The organism is Archangium gephyra, assembly GCF_042230915.1.
Classification (GTDB): domain Bacteria; phylum Myxococcota; class Myxococcia; order Myxococcales; family Myxococcaceae; genus Archangium; species Archangium gephyra_B.
Genome location: NZ_CP102578.1, coordinates 4,093,588 through 4,112,604 on the forward strand (window position 1 = coordinate 4,093,588; position 19,017 = coordinate 4,112,604).

The 19,017-nt window shown below is 69.5% G+C and carries 15 protein-coding genes; 7 read left to right on the forward strand and 8 right to left on the reverse strand.

The genetic code is table 11. From position 1 onward, the window contains the following. Window positions 1-369 precede the first annotated feature (369 nt). Window positions 370-3,969 (forward strand): chromosome segregation protein SMC, encoded by a 3,600-nt coding sequence (gene smc, locus NR798_RS16560; protein ID WP_375772441.1) that lies wholly within the window; start codon window positions 370-372, stop codon window positions 3,967-3,969. 84 nt (window positions 3,970-4,053) lie between these two features. Here the strand turns inward: smc and rsgA are convergent, their stop codons facing one another. Next, a complete protein-coding gene (gene rsgA, locus NR798_RS16565; protein ID WP_375772442.1) occupies window positions 4,054-5,139 on the reverse strand; it encodes a ribosome small subunit-dependent GTPase A in 1,086 nt (361 codons plus the stop codon). Between the two features lie 317 nt (window positions 5,140-5,456). On the opposite strand from rsgA, the gene NR798_RS16570 reads away from it, so the two are divergent. Further along, complete coding sequence (locus tag NR798_RS16570) at window positions 5,457-8,111, forward strand: carboxypeptidase regulatory-like domain-containing protein (RefSeq protein WP_375772443.1); 2,655 nt, start codon at window positions 5,457-5,459, stop codon at window positions 8,109-8,111. Window positions 8,112-8,193: 82 nt separating this feature from the next. Here NR798_RS16570 and NR798_RS16575 read toward each other — a convergent pair whose 3' ends face one another. The 6 genes from NR798_RS16575 to groES all read right to left on the reverse strand — a co-directional run bounded on the left by NR798_RS16575 (window position 8,194) and on the right by groES (window position 13,981). Beyond that, window positions 8,194-9,387 (reverse strand): hypothetical protein, encoded by a 1,194-nt coding sequence (locus NR798_RS16575; protein WP_375772444.1) that lies wholly within the window; start codon window positions 9,385-9,387, stop codon window positions 8,194-8,196. Window positions 9,388-9,426: 39 nt separating this feature from the next. Then, the gene (locus NR798_RS16580) at window positions 9,427-10,806 is read right to left on the reverse strand and encodes a sigma 54-interacting transcriptional regulator (RefSeq protein ID WP_375772445.1); all 1,380 of its coding nucleotides are present in this window, start codon (window positions 10,804-10,806) and stop codon (window positions 9,427-9,429) included. Between the two features lie 239 nt (window positions 10,807-11,045). Beyond that, complete coding sequence (locus NR798_RS16585) at window positions 11,046-11,459, reverse strand: hypothetical protein (protein ID WP_375772446.1); 414 nt, start codon at window positions 11,457-11,459, stop codon at window positions 11,046-11,048. A gap of 111 nt (window positions 11,460-11,570) precedes the next feature. Further along, window positions 11,571-11,825: a glutaredoxin 3 gene (gene grxC / locus NR798_RS16590; RefSeq protein WP_375772447.1), complete on the reverse strand. Its 255-nt coding sequence runs from the start codon at window positions 11,823-11,825 to the stop codon at window positions 11,571-11,573. 171 nt (window positions 11,826-11,996) lie between these two features. Next, window positions 11,997-13,646: a chaperonin GroEL gene (gene groL, locus NR798_RS16595; RefSeq protein ID WP_375772448.1), complete on the reverse strand. Its 1,650-nt coding sequence runs from the start codon at window positions 13,644-13,646 to the stop codon at window positions 11,997-11,999. 44 nt (window positions 13,647-13,690) lie between these two features. Beyond that, window positions 13,691-13,981: a co-chaperone GroES gene (gene groES, locus NR798_RS16600; protein WP_267538613.1), complete on the reverse strand. Its 291-nt coding sequence runs from the start codon at window positions 13,979-13,981 to the stop codon at window positions 13,691-13,693. A gap of 406 nt (window positions 13,982-14,387) precedes the next feature. Here groES and NR798_RS16605 point away from each other — a divergent pair, with 406 nt between their 5' ends. Genes NR798_RS16605 through NR798_RS16615 form a run of 3 tightly spaced genes read left to right on the forward strand, consistent with a single transcriptional unit; the run spans window position 14,388 to window position 16,157 of the window. Further along, complete coding sequence (locus tag NR798_RS16605) at window positions 14,388-14,981, forward strand: hypothetical protein (protein ID WP_375772449.1); 594 nt, start codon at window positions 14,388-14,390, stop codon at window positions 14,979-14,981. A 16-nt stretch (window positions 14,982-14,997) separates the two neighbouring features. After that, complete coding sequence (locus NR798_RS16610) at window positions 14,998-15,639, forward strand: hypothetical protein (protein ID WP_375772450.1); 642 nt, start codon at window positions 14,998-15,000, stop codon at window positions 15,637-15,639. A 35-nt stretch (window positions 15,640-15,674) separates the two neighbouring features. Further along, window positions 15,675-16,157 carry an NUDIX hydrolase gene (locus NR798_RS16615; RefSeq protein ID WP_375772451.1) on the forward strand — a complete coding sequence of 161 codons (483 nt, stop codon included), beginning with the start codon at window positions 15,675-15,677 and terminating at the stop codon, window positions 16,155-16,157. On the opposite strand, the gene rpoZ is transcribed toward NR798_RS16615, so the two are convergent. After that, a complete protein-coding gene (gene rpoZ, locus NR798_RS16620; protein ID WP_375772452.1) occupies window positions 16,154-16,399 on the reverse strand; it encodes a DNA-directed RNA polymerase subunit omega in 246 nt (81 codons plus the stop codon). The genes NR798_RS16615 and rpoZ overlap by 4 nt on opposite strands. Window positions 16,400-16,606: 207 nt before the next feature. Here rpoZ and NR798_RS16625 point away from each other — a divergent pair, with 207 nt between their 5' ends. Both NR798_RS16625 and NR798_RS16630 read left to right on the forward strand, forming a co-directional pair. Next, window positions 16,607-17,971 (forward strand): sensor histidine kinase, encoded by a 1,365-nt coding sequence (locus NR798_RS16625; RefSeq protein ID WP_375772453.1) that lies wholly within the window; start codon window positions 16,607-16,609, stop codon window positions 17,969-17,971. Between the two features lie 111 nt (window positions 17,972-18,082). Then, entirely contained in the window at window positions 18,083-18,970 is an 888-nt protein-coding gene (locus NR798_RS16630) for a hypothetical protein (RefSeq protein ID WP_375772454.1), read from the forward strand. The last annotated feature ends 47 nt before the right edge of the window (window positions 18,971-19,017 follow it).

The following is a 19,017-nucleotide window of genomic DNA, read 5'->3' on the forward strand; positions in this document are numbered from 1 at the left end:
GATGATCCGACCTGTAGCAGTCCGTAGCCCGAAACGAGCCAGCTCGCTCGCCTGGAGAGCGGCCATGTCAGACCGGTCTGCTACGCCGCGAAAGCTCACACGAGGAGCGAGTGAGCGAGCAGGGGCCTGAACCCAGGTCGCCTGTGGAAACGATTGAGGAAGGGTAGGGTCTGTTCTCGCCCTTACAACCCCCTGGTCGTCAGGCCGGTGGGCGCCATGCTTGCCTGCTCGCATATCGTCACGCATGGCAGGGTCATGCTTGATCGGCTGAGATCCAGCGTGCTACTCGTCTGATCGCTCCGAGGCCGATTTTTCGGCCTCCGGAACGCTTCCCCGCCCGTTCGCTCACCTCTCGGGAGCACGTTTCACATGCGAATCAAGCGCCTGGATATCACCGGCTTCAAGTCGTTCATGGAGCGCAGCGTCTTCACGTTCGATGACGGCGTCACGGGCATCGTCGGCCCCAACGGGTGCGGCAAGTCGAACGTGGTGGACTCCATCCGCTGGGTGATGGGCGAGCAGAGCGCCAAGAACCTCCGTGGCCGCGGCATGGAGGACGTCATCTTCAACGGCTCGGAGTCCAAGCCGCCCCTGTCCATGGCCGAGGTGTCGCTCACCTTCCACGTGGACGAGACCGACACCCTCCCGGTCCACCTCTCGGGCCTGCCGGAAGTCACCGTGACGCGCCGCCTCTTCCGCAGCGGCGAGTCCGAGTACCTCATCAACAAGACCACCTGCCGCCTGCTGGACATCACCGAGCTCTTCCTCGGCACCGGCGTGGGCACCAAGGCCTACTCCATCATCGAGCAGGGCCGCGTGGGCCTCATCGTCTCCAGCAAGCCCGAGGACCGGCGCAACCTGATTGAAGAGGCCGCCGGCGTCACCAAGTACAAGTCCCGCCGCAAGGCCGCCGAGCGCAAGCTGGAGGCCACCCAGGCCAACCTCCTGCGCGTCACGGACATTACGAGCGAGCTGGAGCGCCGCCTGGAGAGCCTGTCGCGCCAGGCCAAGAAGGCCGAGAAGTACAAGAAGCTCAAGGCGCGCATGCGGGAGATCGATCTGCACTCGGCCTCGCACCGCTTCCTGGAGCTGCACGCCGAGTCCAAGGTGCTGGTGGAGAAGCTCAGCAGCCTGGGCGGCGAGGAGCGCGAGAACCTCGAGAAGATGCGCGAGCTGGAGGTGGTCATCACCAACCGCCGCACCTCGCTGGAGTCCGAGACCGAGGCCCTGCAGAAGCTCTCCGCCGAGGTGCACACGCTGGAGAGCGCCGTGCAGCGCGCCGACCAGGACCTGGCCTACTGGCGCAAGGACCTGGAGGAGACGAGCGCCCGGGTGGCGCAGTCCGAGACCGAGCTGCACAACGTCCGCTCCCGCCAGTCCGAGCTGGCCGAGACCATGGCCTCCCGCGAGTCCGAGCTGAGCAACATCGCCGGCTCGTGGAAGGAGGACGAGGTCTCCATGAAGGTGGCGCAGGAGGAGCTGCGCCGGGTGAGCCAGCTGCAGGCGGAGATCTCCCTGCGCCTGGAGCAGGAGCGGGCCGCCGTCGTCACCGTGGCGAGCCGCCTGGCCAACCACGAGAGCAACCTCGTCAACCTGGCCCGCCAGAAGACGGACCTGGAGTCCCGCCGCGCCCGCAACCGCGCCGAGGCGGATGCGCTGCGCGAGCAGGAGAAGCAGCTCGAGGACGCGCGCCAGCACGTGGCCCGCCGGGTGGAGGACAGCCGCCACCTCTCCATGGAGCTCGCCGAGCGCAAGGGCCATGAGGAAGAGGCGCTGATGCGCACGCGCCAGGCCTTCATGGAGAACGAGGTCCAGGTCATCGGCCTGCGCGAGGAGCTGAGCGACAAGCGCAGCCGCCTCGCCTCGCTGGAGGCCCTGCAGAAGGACTACGAGGGCTTCGACAAGGGCGTGCGCGCGGTGATGGTGCGCGCCGGCGAGGAGGCCCGCCAGCAGGGCATCTTCGGTCTGGTGGCCGACGTCATCTCCACCACGCCGCGCTACGAGCGTGCGGTGGAGGCCGTGCTGGGCGAGCGCCTGCAGCACGTCGTCGTGGAGAGCCGCGACAAGGGCGTGGAGCTGGTGGAGTACCTCAAGGCCGGTCTCGAGGGCCGCGGCAGCTTCCTGCCGGTACCTCCCCTCGAACGCGTGCCCTCCGCCGTGCAGCCGGACGTGTCCCGCTCCGGCGTGCTGGCCCGCGCCCTCGACGAGGTGACGTGCGAGGAGTCGCTCAAGCCCGTGGTGCAGCTGCTCCTCGGGGACGTGGTCATCGTGGAGGACCTGGGCGTGGCCAAGGCCTACGCCGAGGCCGAGGGCTCCGCGTGCACGCTCGTCACCCTGGAGGGTGAGGTGTTCCGCCCGGACGGCACCATCATCGGCGGAGAGCGCGAGGGCGCCGCCGTGGGCGCCCTGCAGAAGAAGCGCGAGATCGTCGAGCTGGCCACCGAGGTCGCCCGGGTCGAGGAGCGCTACAACGAGATCCTCACCCGGCACTACACCCTGCAGAAGCAGATGGGGGACACCGAGGACGTCCTCAAGGGGCTGGCGAAGAACCAGCACGCCGAGGAGCTGAGCCTCGCCAGCCAGGAGAAGGACCTGCACAAGGCCAGCGAGGACCTGGCGCGGGTGCGCGACAGGCTCCGGGCGCTGGACTCCGACGAGGCGCAGCTCACGCAGATGTACGACGGGCTGGCGCACGAGGAGGAGAACAGCCGGGGCGAGGTGGCGCACGGTCAGGCGGACCGCGAGGCGCGCGAGGAGCGCGTGAAGCAGCTGGTGGGCGAGCTGGAGTCGCTCAAGCAGCGCGCGGAGACGGCCACCAACAACCTCACCACCCTGAAGGTGAAGGTGGCCGCCGGTGGCGAGCGCGGCGAGGCGGCCCGCAAGGAGCTGGAGAGCCTGCTGGCCCAGAAGGAGGAGATGGCCAACCGGGTGCGCAAGCTGGAGTCCACGGTGCGCGAGGGCTCCTCGCGCGTGGAGGAGTTCCAGCGCCGCATCTCCGAGACGGAGGCCGAGCGCGCCAAGAAGGCCGAGGAGCTCGCGGTGACGGCCGGCGTCCTGGAGTCGCGGCGCACGGCGCACGGCACGGCCTCGACCGAGGTGCGCGAGCAGGACAACGTGCTGCGCGAGCTGCGCACGAAGCTGGAGGGCCTCACCCAGGGCCTGTCGCAGATTACGTTGCGCGAGCGGGAGATCGCCCTGGAGCTGGAGCACCTGGTGGCGGGCATCCGCGAGCGGCACGGGGCGGAGCTGCAGGAGGAGGTGCACAAGTACCACCTGCTGCCGTCGCTGAACGAGGAGACGGAGCAGGAGCTGAAGGACCTGCGCGCGCAGGTGGAGAAGATGGGGGAGATCAACCTCACGGCCATCGACGAGCACGCGGACCTGACGAGCCGCTCGGAGTTCCTGCTCACGCAGAAGAAGGACCTGTCGGACTCGATGGAGAAGCTGCAGGAGGCCATCCGTCGCATCGACGCGTCGAGCCGGGAGCGCTTCAAGCAGACGTTCGACATCGTGAACGAGAAGTTCCAGGCCATCTTCCCGCGCCTGTTCGGCGGCGGGCGGGCGAGCCTGGTGCTGACGAACGAAGGGCAGGGTGGAGAGCCGGGCGTGGAGATCGTCGCGCAGCCGCCGGGCAAGAAGCTGCAGAGCATGAACCTGCTCTCGGGCGGCGAGAAGGCGCTGACGGCCGTGGCGCTCATCTTCGCCATCTTCCTCATCAAGCCCACGCCCTTCTGCCTCCTGGACGAGGTCGACGCCCCGCTGGATGAGGGCAACGTGGGCCGCTACAACGACATGGTGAAGGAGATGAGCAAGCAGTCGCAGTTCATCCTCATCACGCACAACAAGCGCACCATGGAAGTGGCGGACACGCTCTACGGCGTGACGATGGAGGAGCCGGGTATCTCCAAGCTGGTGAGCGTGAAGCTGCGCGAGGCCAAGGCCGCCAACGACAACATCACGGCGGCGTAACCACCCCTCTCCCCTGGGTGAAGGCGCGGAACCTGGCTCCAGGTCCCGCGCCTTCGCCGTTTCAGGACACGCGCTCCGCGGGCTTCACTTCCCTCGCCGTTTGGCGCGCGAGTGCTCCCACCCCATCACGGTCTGGTTTCGCGCGTGACGGCGTTGTTCGTGTTGCGCGGCGGGACTCGACTGCCGGGCCTGCCAGGCCTGCTCGCGCCGCAGCTTCTCGTAGCTGGCGAGCCGCTCCTTCGAGAGCACTCCGGTCTCGAGGGCGGTGCGAACCGCGCATCCGGGCTCGCGCTGGTGGGTGCAATCCCGGAAGCGGCAGCCATCGGCCAGCTCGAGGATGTCCGCGAAGGCGTGTTCGAGCCCTTCCTCCTCGCCCCACAGCCCGAGCTCGCGCATGCCGGGCCCATCGATGAGCAGCCCTCCGTGAGGCAGCACGAACAGCTCCCGGTGGGTGGTGGTGTGGCGGCCCCTGTCGCCCTCGGCGCTGACGGCCTGGGTCTCCAGACGCGCTTCACCCAGCAGTTGGTTGACGAGGGTGGACTTGCCCACGCCCGAGGAGCCGAGCAGCGCGCCCGTCCTTCCGGCGGGGAGCTGTGCGCGCACTGCCTCGAGCCCCTCGCCGGTGAGCATGCTCAGCGCGAGGACGGTCACGCCGGGGGCGAGGGCCTCGACTTCGAGCACCCGGGTGGCCGCCTGCGGCTCGAGGTCCGCCTTGCTGAGCACGACCACGGGCGTGGCGCCACTGTTCCACGCCAGGGTGAGCGCCCGTTCGATGCGGCGGGGGTTGAAGTTGCCATCCAACCCCGTCACGAGGAACACCACGTCGAGGTTGGCGGCGATGGGTTGCGCCGCGTGCTCGTGACCCGCTTCGCGCCGCATGAGGACGCCGCGGCGGGGGAGGACGGCGTGGATGAGGGCCTCGCCCTCGCCGGGAGGGAGTCGCAGGGCTACCCAGTCTCCGATGGTGGGCAGGGCCTCGGCGCCGGGCGCGTGGTGGAGGACCCGTCCCGAGGGCCGTGCGAGCACGGTCCTCTCGGAGGTCTGGAGGGTGAGCAGCCCGCGGTCCTGGCGCACGACGCGCCCGGGGACGAGGGAAGGAGAGGTTTGGGTGAGGAGCTGGGAGAAAGCGTGGTCGAGGTCGGGACCCCAACCGAGGGATTCGAGAGACACGGTGAAGAACTCCGGGCAGAGCGGTGCCGGCGGCGCACCTTGGGATTCAAGGGCGCCCAGCAGGGAGCGGAACCACGCTGCGTCGGACCTTCGGCCGGCTAGGCGGCCCGCGCCTCCTGGGCGAACAGGGCGTCAACCACGGCAAGCGCAATGGGAGCGTTCATGGATGCCTCCGGGGACTCGTGGGGCAGCGTCCCTCGCCACCCGTTACTCCGTATTCCTAAACCGCCGTGGGCTCATGGGCAATCCCCCTGGGGAGGATGCCCGCCCGGGCATTCGAGGAGCGTTCGAGGCGAAGAGGGAGGTAGAACCGCCCCATGCGCAAGCGCACGCTCGCGGCGGTAGGGGTCCTGGGACTGGGGCTCGGGCTGTTGCTGCTCCTCACCCTTCCGTCGCGCGAGGCCGAAGCGCCCTCGGGTGACTCCCAGGCCGTGCCTTCGCGTCCACAGCGGCCGCGCCCGGTCGCCCGGACGGAACGTGCCGAGGCCCCGGAGGTTCGCGGCACGGCGGAGGCGGGAGGCACTCCACCGCTCGACCACCCCGCCACCGAGGCCGATGGTGTCCTGTGGGTGGAGGTGTTCGCCAAGGAGCGGCCCGTGCCGGGCGCCAGCGTGCGGCTGTACTGGCGTGGCCCTCGCGATCCCAACCTGGGCGAGGTGGCGTGGCGCCTGGCGGGCTCGGGCGCCACGGATGCCCAGGGCCGTGTGCGGCTGCCCTCGCGACCCGGAAACTACCTCGTGACCGCCCGGGCCCCGGGGCAGGCCACGCAATCGCACGACGTCGTGCGCCCCCATGGCGAGGCCCTCACCCGTCTGCGACTGACGCTGGAAGCAGGGCACGCCCTTGACGGGCGCACCGTGGAGAAGGGCACCGGCGAGCCCCTGCCCCTGGTGGAGCTCTCCCTCATCGCCCATGGCCGGAAGTTGAGGCCGTGGGAGGACGTGGATGCGCCTCGCGAGGAGCGGGTGTACGCCCACAGCGATGCCCGAGGCGCTTTCCGGGTGGAGGGACTGGCCGCCGGCATCTGGCTGCTGCGGGCCGAGGCTCCAGGACACGGGCCCGCGCTGTTGAACGCGGTGCGTGTGCCCTCGGAGGGACCGCTGGAGGTGGCCCTCTCCCGGGCGGGCATCATCGAGGGCTTCGTCGTGGATGCCGAGGGGCGGCCCGCCCCGGGCGCCGAGGTGCGGGTGAGTGGCGGCATCACCGAGCAGGTGGTCACCACGGGCGAGGGTGGCGGCTTCTCCGCGGAGGTGGAGGCCGGGAGCCATACGGTGTCCGCGCGCCGGGGAGACGAGGCGGGAGCGCTGGACACGCCCGTGGTGGTGGCCGCTGGCGGGACGGTGCGGGACGTGCGGGTGCGGCTCGGCGCGAGCGCGAGCATCGAGGGCCGCGTGGTGGCTCGCACGAGCAAGGCTCCCGTGGTGGGGGCCACCGTCGACGTCAGCCCCGCTGGCCTCAATGGGGACTCGGGCCGCGCGGTGACGGATGCGGAGGGCCGCTTCTCCGTGGGGGGCCTCGCTCCCGGGCTCTACGACGTGGCGGTAGCCGCCGCGGGCTTCTCCGAGGACATCCGGCAGAGCCTGACGCTGACACCGGGCGATCGTTTCCTCCTGGAACTCGAGCTGGCGGGCACCGGCGCGGTGGAGGGCACGGTGAGGGACTCCGCGGGCCGTGCCCTCGCGGGCGTGCGGGTGGTGGGCGGCGAGCACTGGACGGAGGCGGGCCCGAGCACCTCGCCCGCCGAGGCCCGCACCAACGCCGAGGGTCATTACCGGCTCGAAGGCCTCACCGCGGGCCCGGAGCGCCTCGTCGCGCGTCGCGAGGGGGCCACGGCCGGGGAGGAGCAGTTCGTGTTCATCGAGGAGGGCGGCACGGCGCGGGCGGACTTCACCCTCGACGAGACGGGCACCCTGGAGGGCGTGGTCCGCATGGCCTCGGGCCCGCTGCCCCCCGGAGTGATCGAGGTGAATGCCTACCGCAATCAGGGAGAGAGCGGCCGCGCTCCAGGGGACAGTGCAGCGGTCGAAGTGGAGGGCGCGGGCTCCTTCCGGATGGTGCTCCCTCCGGGCTTCTACGACGTGTACGCGGAGCATCTGGGGAAGGACGGCCCTCGCCCGCGCGGTCCGGAGCAGGTGACGGTGGAGGCGGGGAAGACGGCCCGGGTGGAGCTGCTCCTCGAGCAGCCCGAGTCCCCGCGGGGCCTGCTGCGCGGGCGCGTTCTCGAGCCGGACGGCGCGCCCTCACCCTCGGCCATCGTCATCGCGGAGGGCCCCATGGAGGATCAGCGGGCGCACTTCTGGATGAGAGCGGATGCGGAGGGGCGCTTCCAGCACTCGATTCCCGAGGAGTTCTCTCTCTCGTTGCGCGCGAGCAACGGAGGACGCTTCGGCACCGTCCAGGGGGCGAGGGCCGGGCAGCAGGTGGTGGTGAAGCTTCAGCCGGCGGCCTCGGTGCGCGGCCGCGTGGTGCGCGCCAACGGTGCTCCCGTGCGCGGCTTCACCCTCGGCGTGGCGCCGCTGGAGGCCGGCCCGGCCTCGTGGACGGGGAGCGACCAGGAGTTCGCGGCGGAGCGCTTCGAGCTGAAGGACGTGCCGGCCGAGCGCGTGCTGTTGGAGGTGCGCACGAGGGATGGAGCCCGGGGAGAGGCGGAGGTGGCGCTGGCTCCTGGCGCGAGCGCCGAGGTGGAGATCCTCCTGCGCGACATGGCCCGCCTGCGCGGCCGGGCCGTGGACGCGAAGACGGGGGCCGCGGTGGCCGGCGCGTCCATCTTCATCTCGTCGGGCGATACCACCCAGTACGAGGACACCACGCGGGCCGATGGCCGCTTCCTCGTCGAGGGCCTGCCTGCGGGCGAGCACATGCTGCTCATCTTCGGCCTGGACGAGGTGGTGAGGGAGAGCCGCCCGGTGAGGCTCCGCGAAGGCCAGTTGCTCGAGCTGGGCGACATCCCGCTCGGCACGCCTTCCCCGTGAGGAGCCCGGAAAGACGAAAGGCGCGGAACCCGTCGGGAGGGCCCCGCGCCTTCGTCATGTCAGGCCCGTTGCCGGGCGCCGGTCACTTGTAGTTGACCTTCGGGCAGGCACCCTGGTCGGCCTTGAGCCGCTCCTGGGCGTTCTTCACATCCTGCTCGGTGGCCGTCACGGACTCCTGCAGCTTGCCCTCCAGCTCGCCCCAGGCCGCGTCCTTGGCCTTGAGCTCCTGGACGTTGGCCAGCGACTGCTGCTCCGCCTGGAGCTGCGCGGAGAGGGCGTCCACCGACTGCTTGGAGGACTCGACGAGCGCGTTGCACTTGCTGGTCAGCTCCGGCAGCAGATCGTACTGCTTCTTCGGAGGCGTCTTCTGGAACTTGGTGATGACGGCCTCGTAGGTCTCCGCGGCGTTGGCGCGGGCGCCGAAGGCGATGGCCGTGTTGGCGGCGCGCTGATTGCGCAGCAGATCCAGCTGGTAGAAGCGCAGCTCGGGCGACATGTCCGCCGAGGACTCGGTGGCCTGCGAGTGGAAGTGGGTGAAGCGGTAGGGGAACTTCAGCTGATCCACCTCCAGCTTCGCCGGCAGGGCCATCATCTTGGCCTGGAGGCAGGCGGCGAGCTGGTCACCCTCGGGGGTGTTGGTGGGCTCGAACGTGATGGCGGCCGCGGTCGGCGACTCCTTCTTCAGCTCCACGGAGGCCTTGAGCTGGGGCGGGGCCTTGGTGGTGAAGGGGGCATAGCACTCGCACCAGTTCTCCTGGGCGAGCCGCACGGTGCCGGAGAAGTCCGAGCCCGGGTTGATGCCGAACTTGACGCTGGCGCTGTTGCCCACCTCGTGGACGAAGGTGCTCTCGGACGTCACCTCCTGGGCGCCCTTGGGCAGGGCGGTGAGGGGCACGCGCGAGTCCACCACCTTCTGGATGCAGGCGGTGCCCTCGGGGGTGAGGTTCTCACCGGTGATGGCGTGGGTGCCGCCCTGCTCGTTGACGGTGGTCTTCACCACCACGCGGGTGGCCTCGGCATCACCGCGCGACTTGGGGTTCACCAGGCACTCCAGCACCTCGGGGCGGGTGCTGAGGAGCGCGCCCACGAGGATGCCCTCGTTGGGGGGCTGGGGCAGGGTGAGGGCCTTGGGCTGGCACACCGCCACGTCGAAGGGCGGCTGGTTGGTGATGCGCATCCGCTCCTCGGTGGAGGTCGGACCCTTCTTCTGGGCCTGCTGCTGGCCGGCACACCCGGCCGCGAGGAGGATGGACGCGATGGCGATACGGCGCATCATGTTGGGGGAACTCCCTTGGGGTTGGGGGAAAGCGAGGGCCTATTTATCAAGGCCCTCGGCATTCTTGAGATCCTTCAACCGCAGCCCATTCTTCTTCAGGAGGCGGTAGAGGCTCTGCATGGACAGGCCGGTGTGCTGCTCGGCCGTCTTCATGTCGAAGTTGGACACGCGCATGACCTCGGCGAAGTAGAGCCGCTCGAAGTCAGCCACCACCCGGTCCTTGGCCTCGTGGTAGGGCATGCCGGTGACGAGCGCGGCCACGCTGGTGGTGGGCTGCTGGCCCTCGTCCTTGCGCTCGGGCTGGGCCATGAAGTCCAGCCAGCTGACGTTGCCCGTCTCCTGCATGAGGGCGCCGCGCTCCAGCACGTTGCGCAGCTCGCGCACGTTGCCGGGCCAGTCGTAGCCCTCGAAGAGGGCGAGCGTCTGGGGGGTGAGCTCGAAGGAGGACTTGAGGCCGCGCAGCAGGGACTGGGCGAGCACGGGGATGTCCTCGCGCCGGGTGCGCAGCGGGGGCAGGCGCACGCGCGCCACCGCCAGGCGGTAGTAGAGGTCCGCCCGGAAGCGGCCCTGGCGCACGTCCTCCTCGAGGTTGCGGTGCGTGGAGGCGATGACGCGCACGTCCACCGGCACCGGCGCCCCATCCAGTGAGGGCACCTCGCGCGACTCCAGCACGCGCAGCAGCTTGGGCTGCAGCGACAGCGGCAGCTCGCCCACCTCGTCCAGGAAGAGGGTGCCGCCCTGGGCCGCCTCGAAGACGCCCTTGCCGCCCTCGTCGCCGCTGGAGCGCAGGCCGCCGAACAGCTCGCGCTCGGCCTTCTCCTCGGTGATGAGGTTGCAGTCCACCACCTTGAAGGGGCCATGGCGCCGGCGCGAGTGCTCGTGCACCGCGCGCGCCGCCAGCTCCTTGCCCGTGCCCGTCTCGCCCTCGAGCAGGAGGTTCATGTCCTCCCGGGAGATGCCGCGCAGCTGCGCGAAGACGACGCGCATCTTCTCCGAGGTGGCCACCAGCGCGCCGAAGGCATCCGCCCCGCCCATCACCTCCACCTCGGTGGCGCGCGCCTCCTGCTTGAGCGCCAGCTTCGTCTTGCCCAGCATCACCTTGTCACCCGGCTGCAGCAGCGCCTGCATCACCTGATGGCCGTCCAGGAAGGTGCCGTTGCGGCTGCCCAGGTCACGCAGGACGATGCCCTTGCTGGTGCGCTCCAACTCGATGTGCCGGCGGCTCACCGTCTGGTCGCTCAGCACCAGATCGCTCGCCACATCCGAGCCCACGCGCAGCAGCGCATCCTGCGTGGTGACCTTCTTGCCCTTGTCCGGGCCGGCCACCACCTCCACCGTCCAGTCACGCACTTGAATCCGTGTCGAGCGCCCCTCGGGGCTCTGCACGGTCTGGGTGACCTCCGGCCTGTCGTCGATCATTGGCGTAGACCCTCCATCCCGGGGCGGCGGACTGGGTACTTCCGCCAGCGACGCGGGAGTTTCCTGTTTATGGGGCTCGTACGGCGGGAGCAAGCGTTAGTGTCGGGCTGTGTGGGGCGGCGCGTCAGGGCAGCGGCCGCCCAGGAAGATTCCCACCCGGACGGCGGCGCGGAAAACGAAGCGGCCCGGGGGAGAGCCACCCCCCGGGCACGCGTGCTTCATCGGCTGTTCGAGGCCCCCTAGTACCGGGCCGGCGAGTCGCTGGCCGGGAAGGACTCCTTGGACTCCTCGTCCACGATGTCATCCGAGGCGTTGCCGCCGGACTTCACCTTGGCGTTGGTCTGGGCCCCGGGGGAGGCGCCGCCCTTGGCCTTGAGCTTCTTGCCCGCGTTGACCTGGGTCTTGCCGCTGGACTTCACGCCCTCGGTCCGGGCCAGCCGGGCCCCCAGCAGGTTCTTCGCGCGCTCGGCCAGGTCCTTCTGGGCGTCCTGGTAGTCGCGGAAGAAGTCCACCAGCTCCTGATCGCCACTGTCCTCGGCGTCCTGGATGTACTGGCCGATATCCGAGGCGCCCTTCAGACAGTGGTAGAGCACGCTGATGACGTCGTAGTTCTCGTCCTTGGTCCCCGTGGCCTGTTCCCCTGTCTCTGCCATCGTCCACCTCCGTGCGTGAGCGGATTGCTCCGGGCAACCTGCGCACGGGGAAATCGGGATGCCCGGGGAGCACGGCTGCCCGCCTGCCCCCGGGAGGCCTGGGCCGCTCCCTCACTGGAGCATCGGGTCGAGCCGCCCCTCGCTCTCCAGCCGGGCCAGATCCGAGTAGCCCCCCACGTGGGTGTCGCCGATGAAGATCTGCGGCACGGTCCTCTGGCCGCCGCTCATCTCCACCAGCTTCGACCTCATGTCGTCGTCGCCGGTGACGTCCAGCTCCTCGTACTTCACGCCCTTGCGCGTCAGCAGATCCTTGGCCCGGACGCAGTAACCGCAATAGGTGGTGGTGTAGATTTTGACGGGCTTCACGCGTGTCCTCCTCGTGTCTCCCTCCAAACTAAGAGGCGGAGGGACGCCACGCCACCCGGCGCACGCTCGGCTCCCTGAAACGCGAACGGCCCCCGGCTCCACGAGGGAACCGGAGGCCGTCTGGGAGACACCGGGGCGCGGGGTGAGCCGCGCTCCGGGGCCTGGGGGCGACTACATGCCCATGCCGCCCATACCGCCCATGCCGCCCATGCCGCCCATACCGCCGCCGGCGGGCATGTCCTTCTCCTCCTTCGGGCGCTCGGCCACCATGGCCTCGGTGGTGAGCATGAGGGAGGCGACGGAGGCCGCGTTCTGCAGCGCGTAGCGGCTCACCTTGGCCGGGTCGATGACGCCCGCGGCCAGCAGGTCCTCGTAGACGCTGGTGGCGGCGTTGAAGCCGTACGAGCCAGTGCCCTCCTTGACCTTGTTCACGATGACGCTGCCCTCGAGGCCGCCGTTGCCGACGATCTGGCGCAGCGGCTCCTCGACGGCGCGGCGGATGATGTCCACGCCGAACTTCTCACCGGCGTCCACCTTGACGCTGTCCAGCACCTTGGAGCAGCGCAGCAGGGCCACGCCACCGCCAGGGACCACGCCCTCCTCGACGGCCGCGCGGGTCGCGTTGAGCGCGTCCTCCACGCGGGCCTTCTTCTCCTTCATCTCCGTCTCGGTCGCGGCGCCCACGTTGATGACGGCCACGCCGCCCACCAGCTTCGCCAGACGCTCCTGGAGCTTCTCGCGATCGTAGTCGCTGCTGGTCTCCTCGATCTGGGCGCGGATCTGCTTCACGCGCGCCTCGATCTCCTTCTGCGCACCGGCACCGTCGACGATGGTGGTGTTGTCCTTGTCGATGGTGATGCGCTTGGCCTTGCCCAGGTCGTTGAGCGTCAGCGTCTCCATCTTGATGCCCAGGTCCTCGGCGATCATCCGGCCGCCCGTCAGGGTGGCGATGTCCTCGAGCATGGCCTTGCGGCGGTCACCGAAGCCCGGCGCCTTCACCGCGGCCACGTTGAGCACGCCGCGGATCTTGTTCACCACCAGGGTGGCCAGGGCCTCGCCCTCGATGTCCTCGGCGATGATCAGCAGCGGCTTGCCGGAGCGGGCCACCTGCTCGAGGATGGGGAGCATGTCCTTCATCGAGGAGATCTTCTTCTCGTTGATGAGGATGAGGCAGTCGTTGAGGACGACCTCCATGCGCTCCGGGTCCGTCACGAAGTACGGGGAGAGGTAGCCGCGGTCGAACTGCATGCCCTCGACCACGTCCAGGGTGGTGTCCAGGCCCTTGGCCTCCTCCACCGTGATGACGCCCTCCTTGCCGACCTTCTCCATCGCGTCGGCGATGATCTGCCCGATGGTGGTGTCGCCGTTGGCGGAGATGGTACCGACCTGGGCGATCTCCTTCTTGTCCTTGGTCGGCTTGGCCAGGTTCTTCAGCTCGGCCACGATGGCGGCCACGGCCTTGTCGATGCCGCGCTTGATGTCCATCGGGTTGTGACCGGCGGCCACCAGCTTCGCGCCCTCGCGGAAGATGGCCTGGGCCAGCACGGTCGCGGTGGTGGTGCCGTCACCGGCCACGTCGGAGGTCTTCGAGGCAACCTCCTTCACCATCTGCGCGCCCATGTTCTCGAACTTGTTCTCGAGCTCGATCTCCTTGGCGACGGTCACGCCGTCCTTGGTGATCGTGGGCGAGCCGAACGACTTCTCGATCACCACGTTGCGGCCCTTGGGCCCCAGGGTGACCTTGACCGCGTCGGCCAGGATGTTGACGCCGCGGAGAATGGCCTCGCGAGCGCGCACGTCGAACAGAATGTCTTTCGCCATAGTGATGAATTCCTTTGGGTAGGGTTGAGGAGCGGGGGTGGGGACTACTTCTCGATCACGCCGAGCACATCCTCCTCACGGAGGATGAGGTGCTCCTCACCGTCGATCTTGATCTCGGTGCCCGCGTACTTGCTGAACAGGATGGTGTCACCGGCCTTGATGTCGAGCGGGCGGACCTTGCCGTCCTCGAGCACCTTGCCGTTGCCGACCGCGATCACGTGGCCCTCGAGGGGCTTCTCCTTGGCGGTGTCGGGGATGAACAGACCGCCCTTGGTCTTGTTCTCCTCGGCCACGCGCTTGACGATCAGGCGGTCCTGCAGGGGACGAATCTTCATGGTCTGTCTCCTTGAGCTGGGGCGCCCCGGCATGCGGAGCACCCATGGGGGTTGGGGATGAGGGCCTCGCGGCCCGGGCCGTTAGCACTCGCACCTCGCGAGTGCCAATCAGCCAGCGCGCGGGATAATAACCAGCGAAGTCGACCCGTCAAGCGAGCCGGGACCACGGGGAGGGGTTCTGCCAAGTCCCCGTCACAATTGGGATTTTCGCCTCTGTCTCTCTGTGGACGTTGGGCGGCGGACAGGGGTGGAGCCCCCCCGGTTCTGGCAGTCGCGAGGGTCGAGTGCCAGCGTAAGTGCCTGGAATGACTGGAGGTCTCTTTGCCGCGTGTGGGGGGGCGTTGGTAACTTTTACGTGGCGTCCCCGGCCCGCAAAAACCCCGGGGGTGTTGGAGGTCGATAGTCCATGAGTCAACTGGTGACGGCCCCGTCGTTGAAGGAGTTCTTCAAGGCGCTGTTGGAAGAAGTCATCCGGCGCCAGAAGCTCGCCGTCGGGGAGACGACCGAGTTCTACCTGGTCAACCTGCTGTCCGAGTTCGCCTGCACCGACAACCTGTTCAGCAAGGGAGAGGACGGGCGCAAGGAGCAGGAGCCGCTGGCGATGCTCTACCACCGCTCGCTCCAGCAGCAGCGCGACGAGCGCATCCGCACGCTGCGGCGGCTGGGAGACGTCTCGCTCTACCAGGCCGGCTTCTTCTCCGGCGCGCTGCGCGAGGGCCCCGTGGGCCAGGACTACTACATCCAGATGGGCGGGGCGGCCTACGGGCAGCTGGCGGACCTGGCTCCCGCCGCGGGCTTCGCCGCCGTCTACCGGGAGCTGAGCGCCCGCTTCCGCGCCCTGGTGGACGTGCTGGAGGAGATCGCCGCGCGCGGGCTGGTGCAGAACGGCCCCTCGGGCGCCCTCAAGGTGTACGAGAGCTGGGTGCGCACCGGCAACGACAAGCTGGAGCAGGTGCTGGTGGATGCCGGCCTGGTGTTGCCCAAGGGCCTGCCGAACTGAAGCCGGGAGGCTCTGAATGATAGGCCGAGTGCAGGAGCACCTGGAGGCCATCTACGGCATCACCTGCGCGGCGCGGGCGGAGGGCTTCGTGGTGGACACCGAGGCCGCCGTCCAGCTGGGCGCTACCGGCCGGTGCGACGAGGAGCTCCTCGTCCACGAGGCGGAAGGGGAGCTGGAGATGGCCCTCTACCTCGCCCCCGCCCTGCTCCACCGCCTCAAACCCTACGAGAGCGGCCCCTTGGACTCGCTGCTCGAGCGGGAGCTGGACGGCTTCTGCCAGCTCGCCGAGGGCGTCTCCCACTTCCTCTATGTGGCGCACACTGCCACACATGGGCGTACCGTCTCCCTGTTGGAGCTGGAGGCGCAGGCGGAGGTGGACAAGTTCGCCCTGTGCCTGCTGCACCGGTGGGGGGATGGGGTGGAGGCGTGGGCGGCGGAGCTGCTGGGCAGGCTGTTCGATCGGGTGTCCTACCGGGAGCGGCTGTCGGAGGCGGAGCGCTGGCGGTACGAGGAGGCCAACCGGCTGTCGCGCAACTTCTGCTCGCGGCTGATGGGCCACGTGACGGGGAGGCGGCTGGAGCGGCTGCTGACGGACCTGCGTTACGCGTACCGGTTGGGCGCAGAAGCCAAGCTGAGGCACTTCGGACAAGTCTCCTGACCGCGGCGGCCGTTCATCGGTTAACTTCCCCTCCCATGCCGCGTGAGGCGTCCGCCGGAGGAGTCGTCATCCGAGACCAGGGGGGCGAGCTGGAGGTGGCCGTCATCCGGCCCCACGGCCGCTCCCTGTGGGCGCTTCCCAAGGGGCATGTGGACCCGGGGGAGACGCCCGAGCAGACGGCCGTGCGCGAGGTGTGGGAGGAGACGGGCCTGAAGGCCACGCTCGTCGCGCCGCTGGGGGAGATCCGCTACGTCTACCAGTTCCGAGGCCAGCGCATCTTCAAGCGGGTGCACTTCTACCTGTTCCGCTACCAGTCCGGAGTGCTCGGAGACATCCAGCACGCGGGGCACCGGGTGGAGGTGGACGAGACACGCTGGGTGCCCCTGACGCGGGTGGCGGCGCTGCTGGGCTACAAGGGCGAGAAGGCCATCGCCGCGCGCGCGGCCAGGATGCTGCTGCGCGCGGGGGCCAGCCTCGCCCTGTCCGGGGTGATACGCCCGGAGGGCTCCGGCGACTAGGCGCCGTTGGCCTTGTCGTCCTTGGAGTACTTGCCGGTGAGGGCCTCGCGCACGTCCCGGTCGAACTTCACCCGGCCCGTGGCGACCTCGCGCAGCGAGAGCACGGGGGGCTTGTTCTTCGAGATCTCGATGATGGGGCGGGCGCCGGCCATGAGCTGACGGGCGCGCTTGGCCGCCAGCAGCACGAGCGCGAAGCGGTTGTCGACCAGGGGGAGGCAGTCTTCGACTGTGACGCGAGCCATGGTGGGGAACGTCCTTCGCTAAGTACTGAGGAGAAGAAGGGGATCAACCTAGAGAGTGACCCCTACCGAGTCAAGGAAGGATGAGGCCCGCCGTCGGGCAGGGGAAGGATCACCAGCCCTCGATTGGCCGTGTGCTAACCTTATAGGTGCCTTCAAGGACAGCCCTGCCGACGATGCCCAGGACCCTCCTTTCCCGTGATCTCCCTCATGCTCCGTTCCTCTGAACCCGAGCTGGAGCAGCCCGAGACCATCCCCCAGGAGGGCGTATGGAGCCGCCGGATCGTCCGGGTGCTCTGTGGGGTCATCCTCGTCTTCTTCTGGGTGGACAGCCTCTACCTCGGCCGCTTCAGTGCCTGGATGCTGGGCCTGCGCGTGGTGTGGGCCGCGAGCATGCTGGGCTACACGTACATGATCCGCTTGCGGCCCCAGTGGGGCGGCCTGCTCACGGACCTGAACGTGCTGGTCTCCACGGCCTGCGTCCTGGGGCTCACCGTGGAGATGGGGGGAGTGGGTGGCCCCTACTTCATCATGGTGCCCGTCCTGCCCCTGGCCATCTCCCTCATCTACCGGCGGCACGTGCGGTCCGTGATCGTGTGCGGCGCGGTGGGGATCGCCGGGACGGCCATGCTCCTGTGGCGGGAGGGCCATTCCCTCAGCCACACCCTCACCTGGATGTCGGTGGTGACGGGCATCGCGCTGCTCGGGGCGTACTTCGCCCAGCAGACGCTCCAGGTGCAGCAGGTGGAGCAGCAGGCCCGGCTCGAGCGCGCCCGCCGCGAGTCGCTCGAGGCGCTGGCCTGCAGCGAGCACCGCCGGGCCCAGTCGGAGAAGCTGGCCATCGTCGGGCGGCTGGCCTCGGGCGTGGCGCATGAGATCAACAACCCGCTGGCCTACGTGGGCTCCAACGTCAACTACGTGCACACCGAGCTGCTGGAGGCGCGGGAGCTGAACCGGGAGGAGCTGGCCGAGGTGCTCACGGAGACGCGCGTGGGCATCCAGCACATCCGGCAGATCGTCTCGGACCTGAGGGGCTTCGCGCGCATGGACGCCGATGAGCCCGCGGCGTGCTCGCTGGGGGACGTGGTGGCCGATGCCATGAAGCTGGCCTCGCTCCGGTTGAAGCACGTGTCCTTCCTTCAGGTGGACGTGCCCGCGGAGCTGCCGGAGGTCTTCGTCGTACGGCAGCGGCTGTTGCAGGTGGTGCTCAACCTGCTGATCAACGCTGGAGACGTGCTGGAGTCCCACCCGGTGCCGGGCAGCGAGGTGCGGTTGATCGGCCGCGCCGAGCAGGAGCGCGTGGTGCTGCTCGTCGAGGACAACGGGCCCGGTTTCGCCCCGCATGTGCTGCCCCGGCTCTTCGAGGCCTTCTTCACCACCAAGAACCCCGATAAAGGCACCGGCCTGGGCCTGACGCTGTCGCGCGAGCTGGTGGAGCAGTTCGGCGGCACGCTCTCCGCCAGCAACCGTCCGGAGGGCGGCGCCCGCCTGCGCATCGAGCTCCCCCTCCGCCAGGCCGGGCTCGCCGAGAAGCCCTCCACCGAGCCGCAAGCCGAGGCGCGCGGAGCCGCCTGACGGGCGGAGCCGTTCGCCAGCCGGAGCCGGGTTGCGTCCGGTCATCCTCCGGAATGGACCGCTGGCTCCCTTGCGCCGCGCACTCCGCCCGGAGCCGGTTCTACTCGGGACATGCGTCTCGCTCCGAAGCTGCTCCCGATTCTGGCCCTCCTGCCGCGTGTGCTGGGGGGCGTGCTGCTCGCGGCGGCGGTGGGCGCCCTGGGCATCGCCGCCATCCTCCTGCTCTGGATTCCCAGCGTGGCGCTCGCGGCGCTCTGTGTCGCGCTGGCTCCGCGGAGGCTCTCCCGCGGCATCCGGCTGACGGCCCTCGTGGGGGGGGTGCTCGGGCTCACGGCCGGGGCTCCGCTCGCGGCCCGGGAGATCCAGCACCGGTTGGACACCCTCGCCGAGAGCCTGGCCACGAATGGCTGGAGGCTCTCCCTTCCCGAGCGCGTGCAGGTGGCCACGTTGAACCTGGCGATGGGGTTGGGGGGATATGCCCTCGGCTACCCGGAAGTCGCGAGCGAGACGCTGTGGATGTTCGTGCCCGGGTCCCCGGTGCGCGAGTGGCGGGGAGACTTCGCCATGGAATCGCCGCTCGTCCGGCAGAACGTCCGGGAGCTCCTGGAAGAGGCCCGGCGCCGGGGGCGGGCAGGAGGGCCGGTGAAGCTGACGAGGCGGGGGGTGCAGTGGACGAAGCGGGACCTGGGGCGTGACTCGCTCCGGGTCGCGCTGGCGCTGAACAGCCCCCTGTATCTCGATGCGGTGGCGTACCCCCAGGGGACGGGCTGGAGGCTGGAGATCCAGGGCAGGGCGGCCATGCGCTACCCGCCTCGCAGCCGGACCTCGCTGGGACGGATGTTCGGCCAGCCACTCGTCATCGAGGAGGGCCTGTTCGCCGCGCTCCAGGCCGCGGGTTGGCTCCACCCCTACGAGGCGGTGTGGTCCTGGACGGTGGAGGAGGGGGAGCCGAGTCGAAGCGCTGCTCCGACGGAGTCCCGCGCGCGGACCCGCGAGTAGTGCCCACCCCGGGCGCTCATGACAGAGTGTGCTCCCAGAGAGCCCCC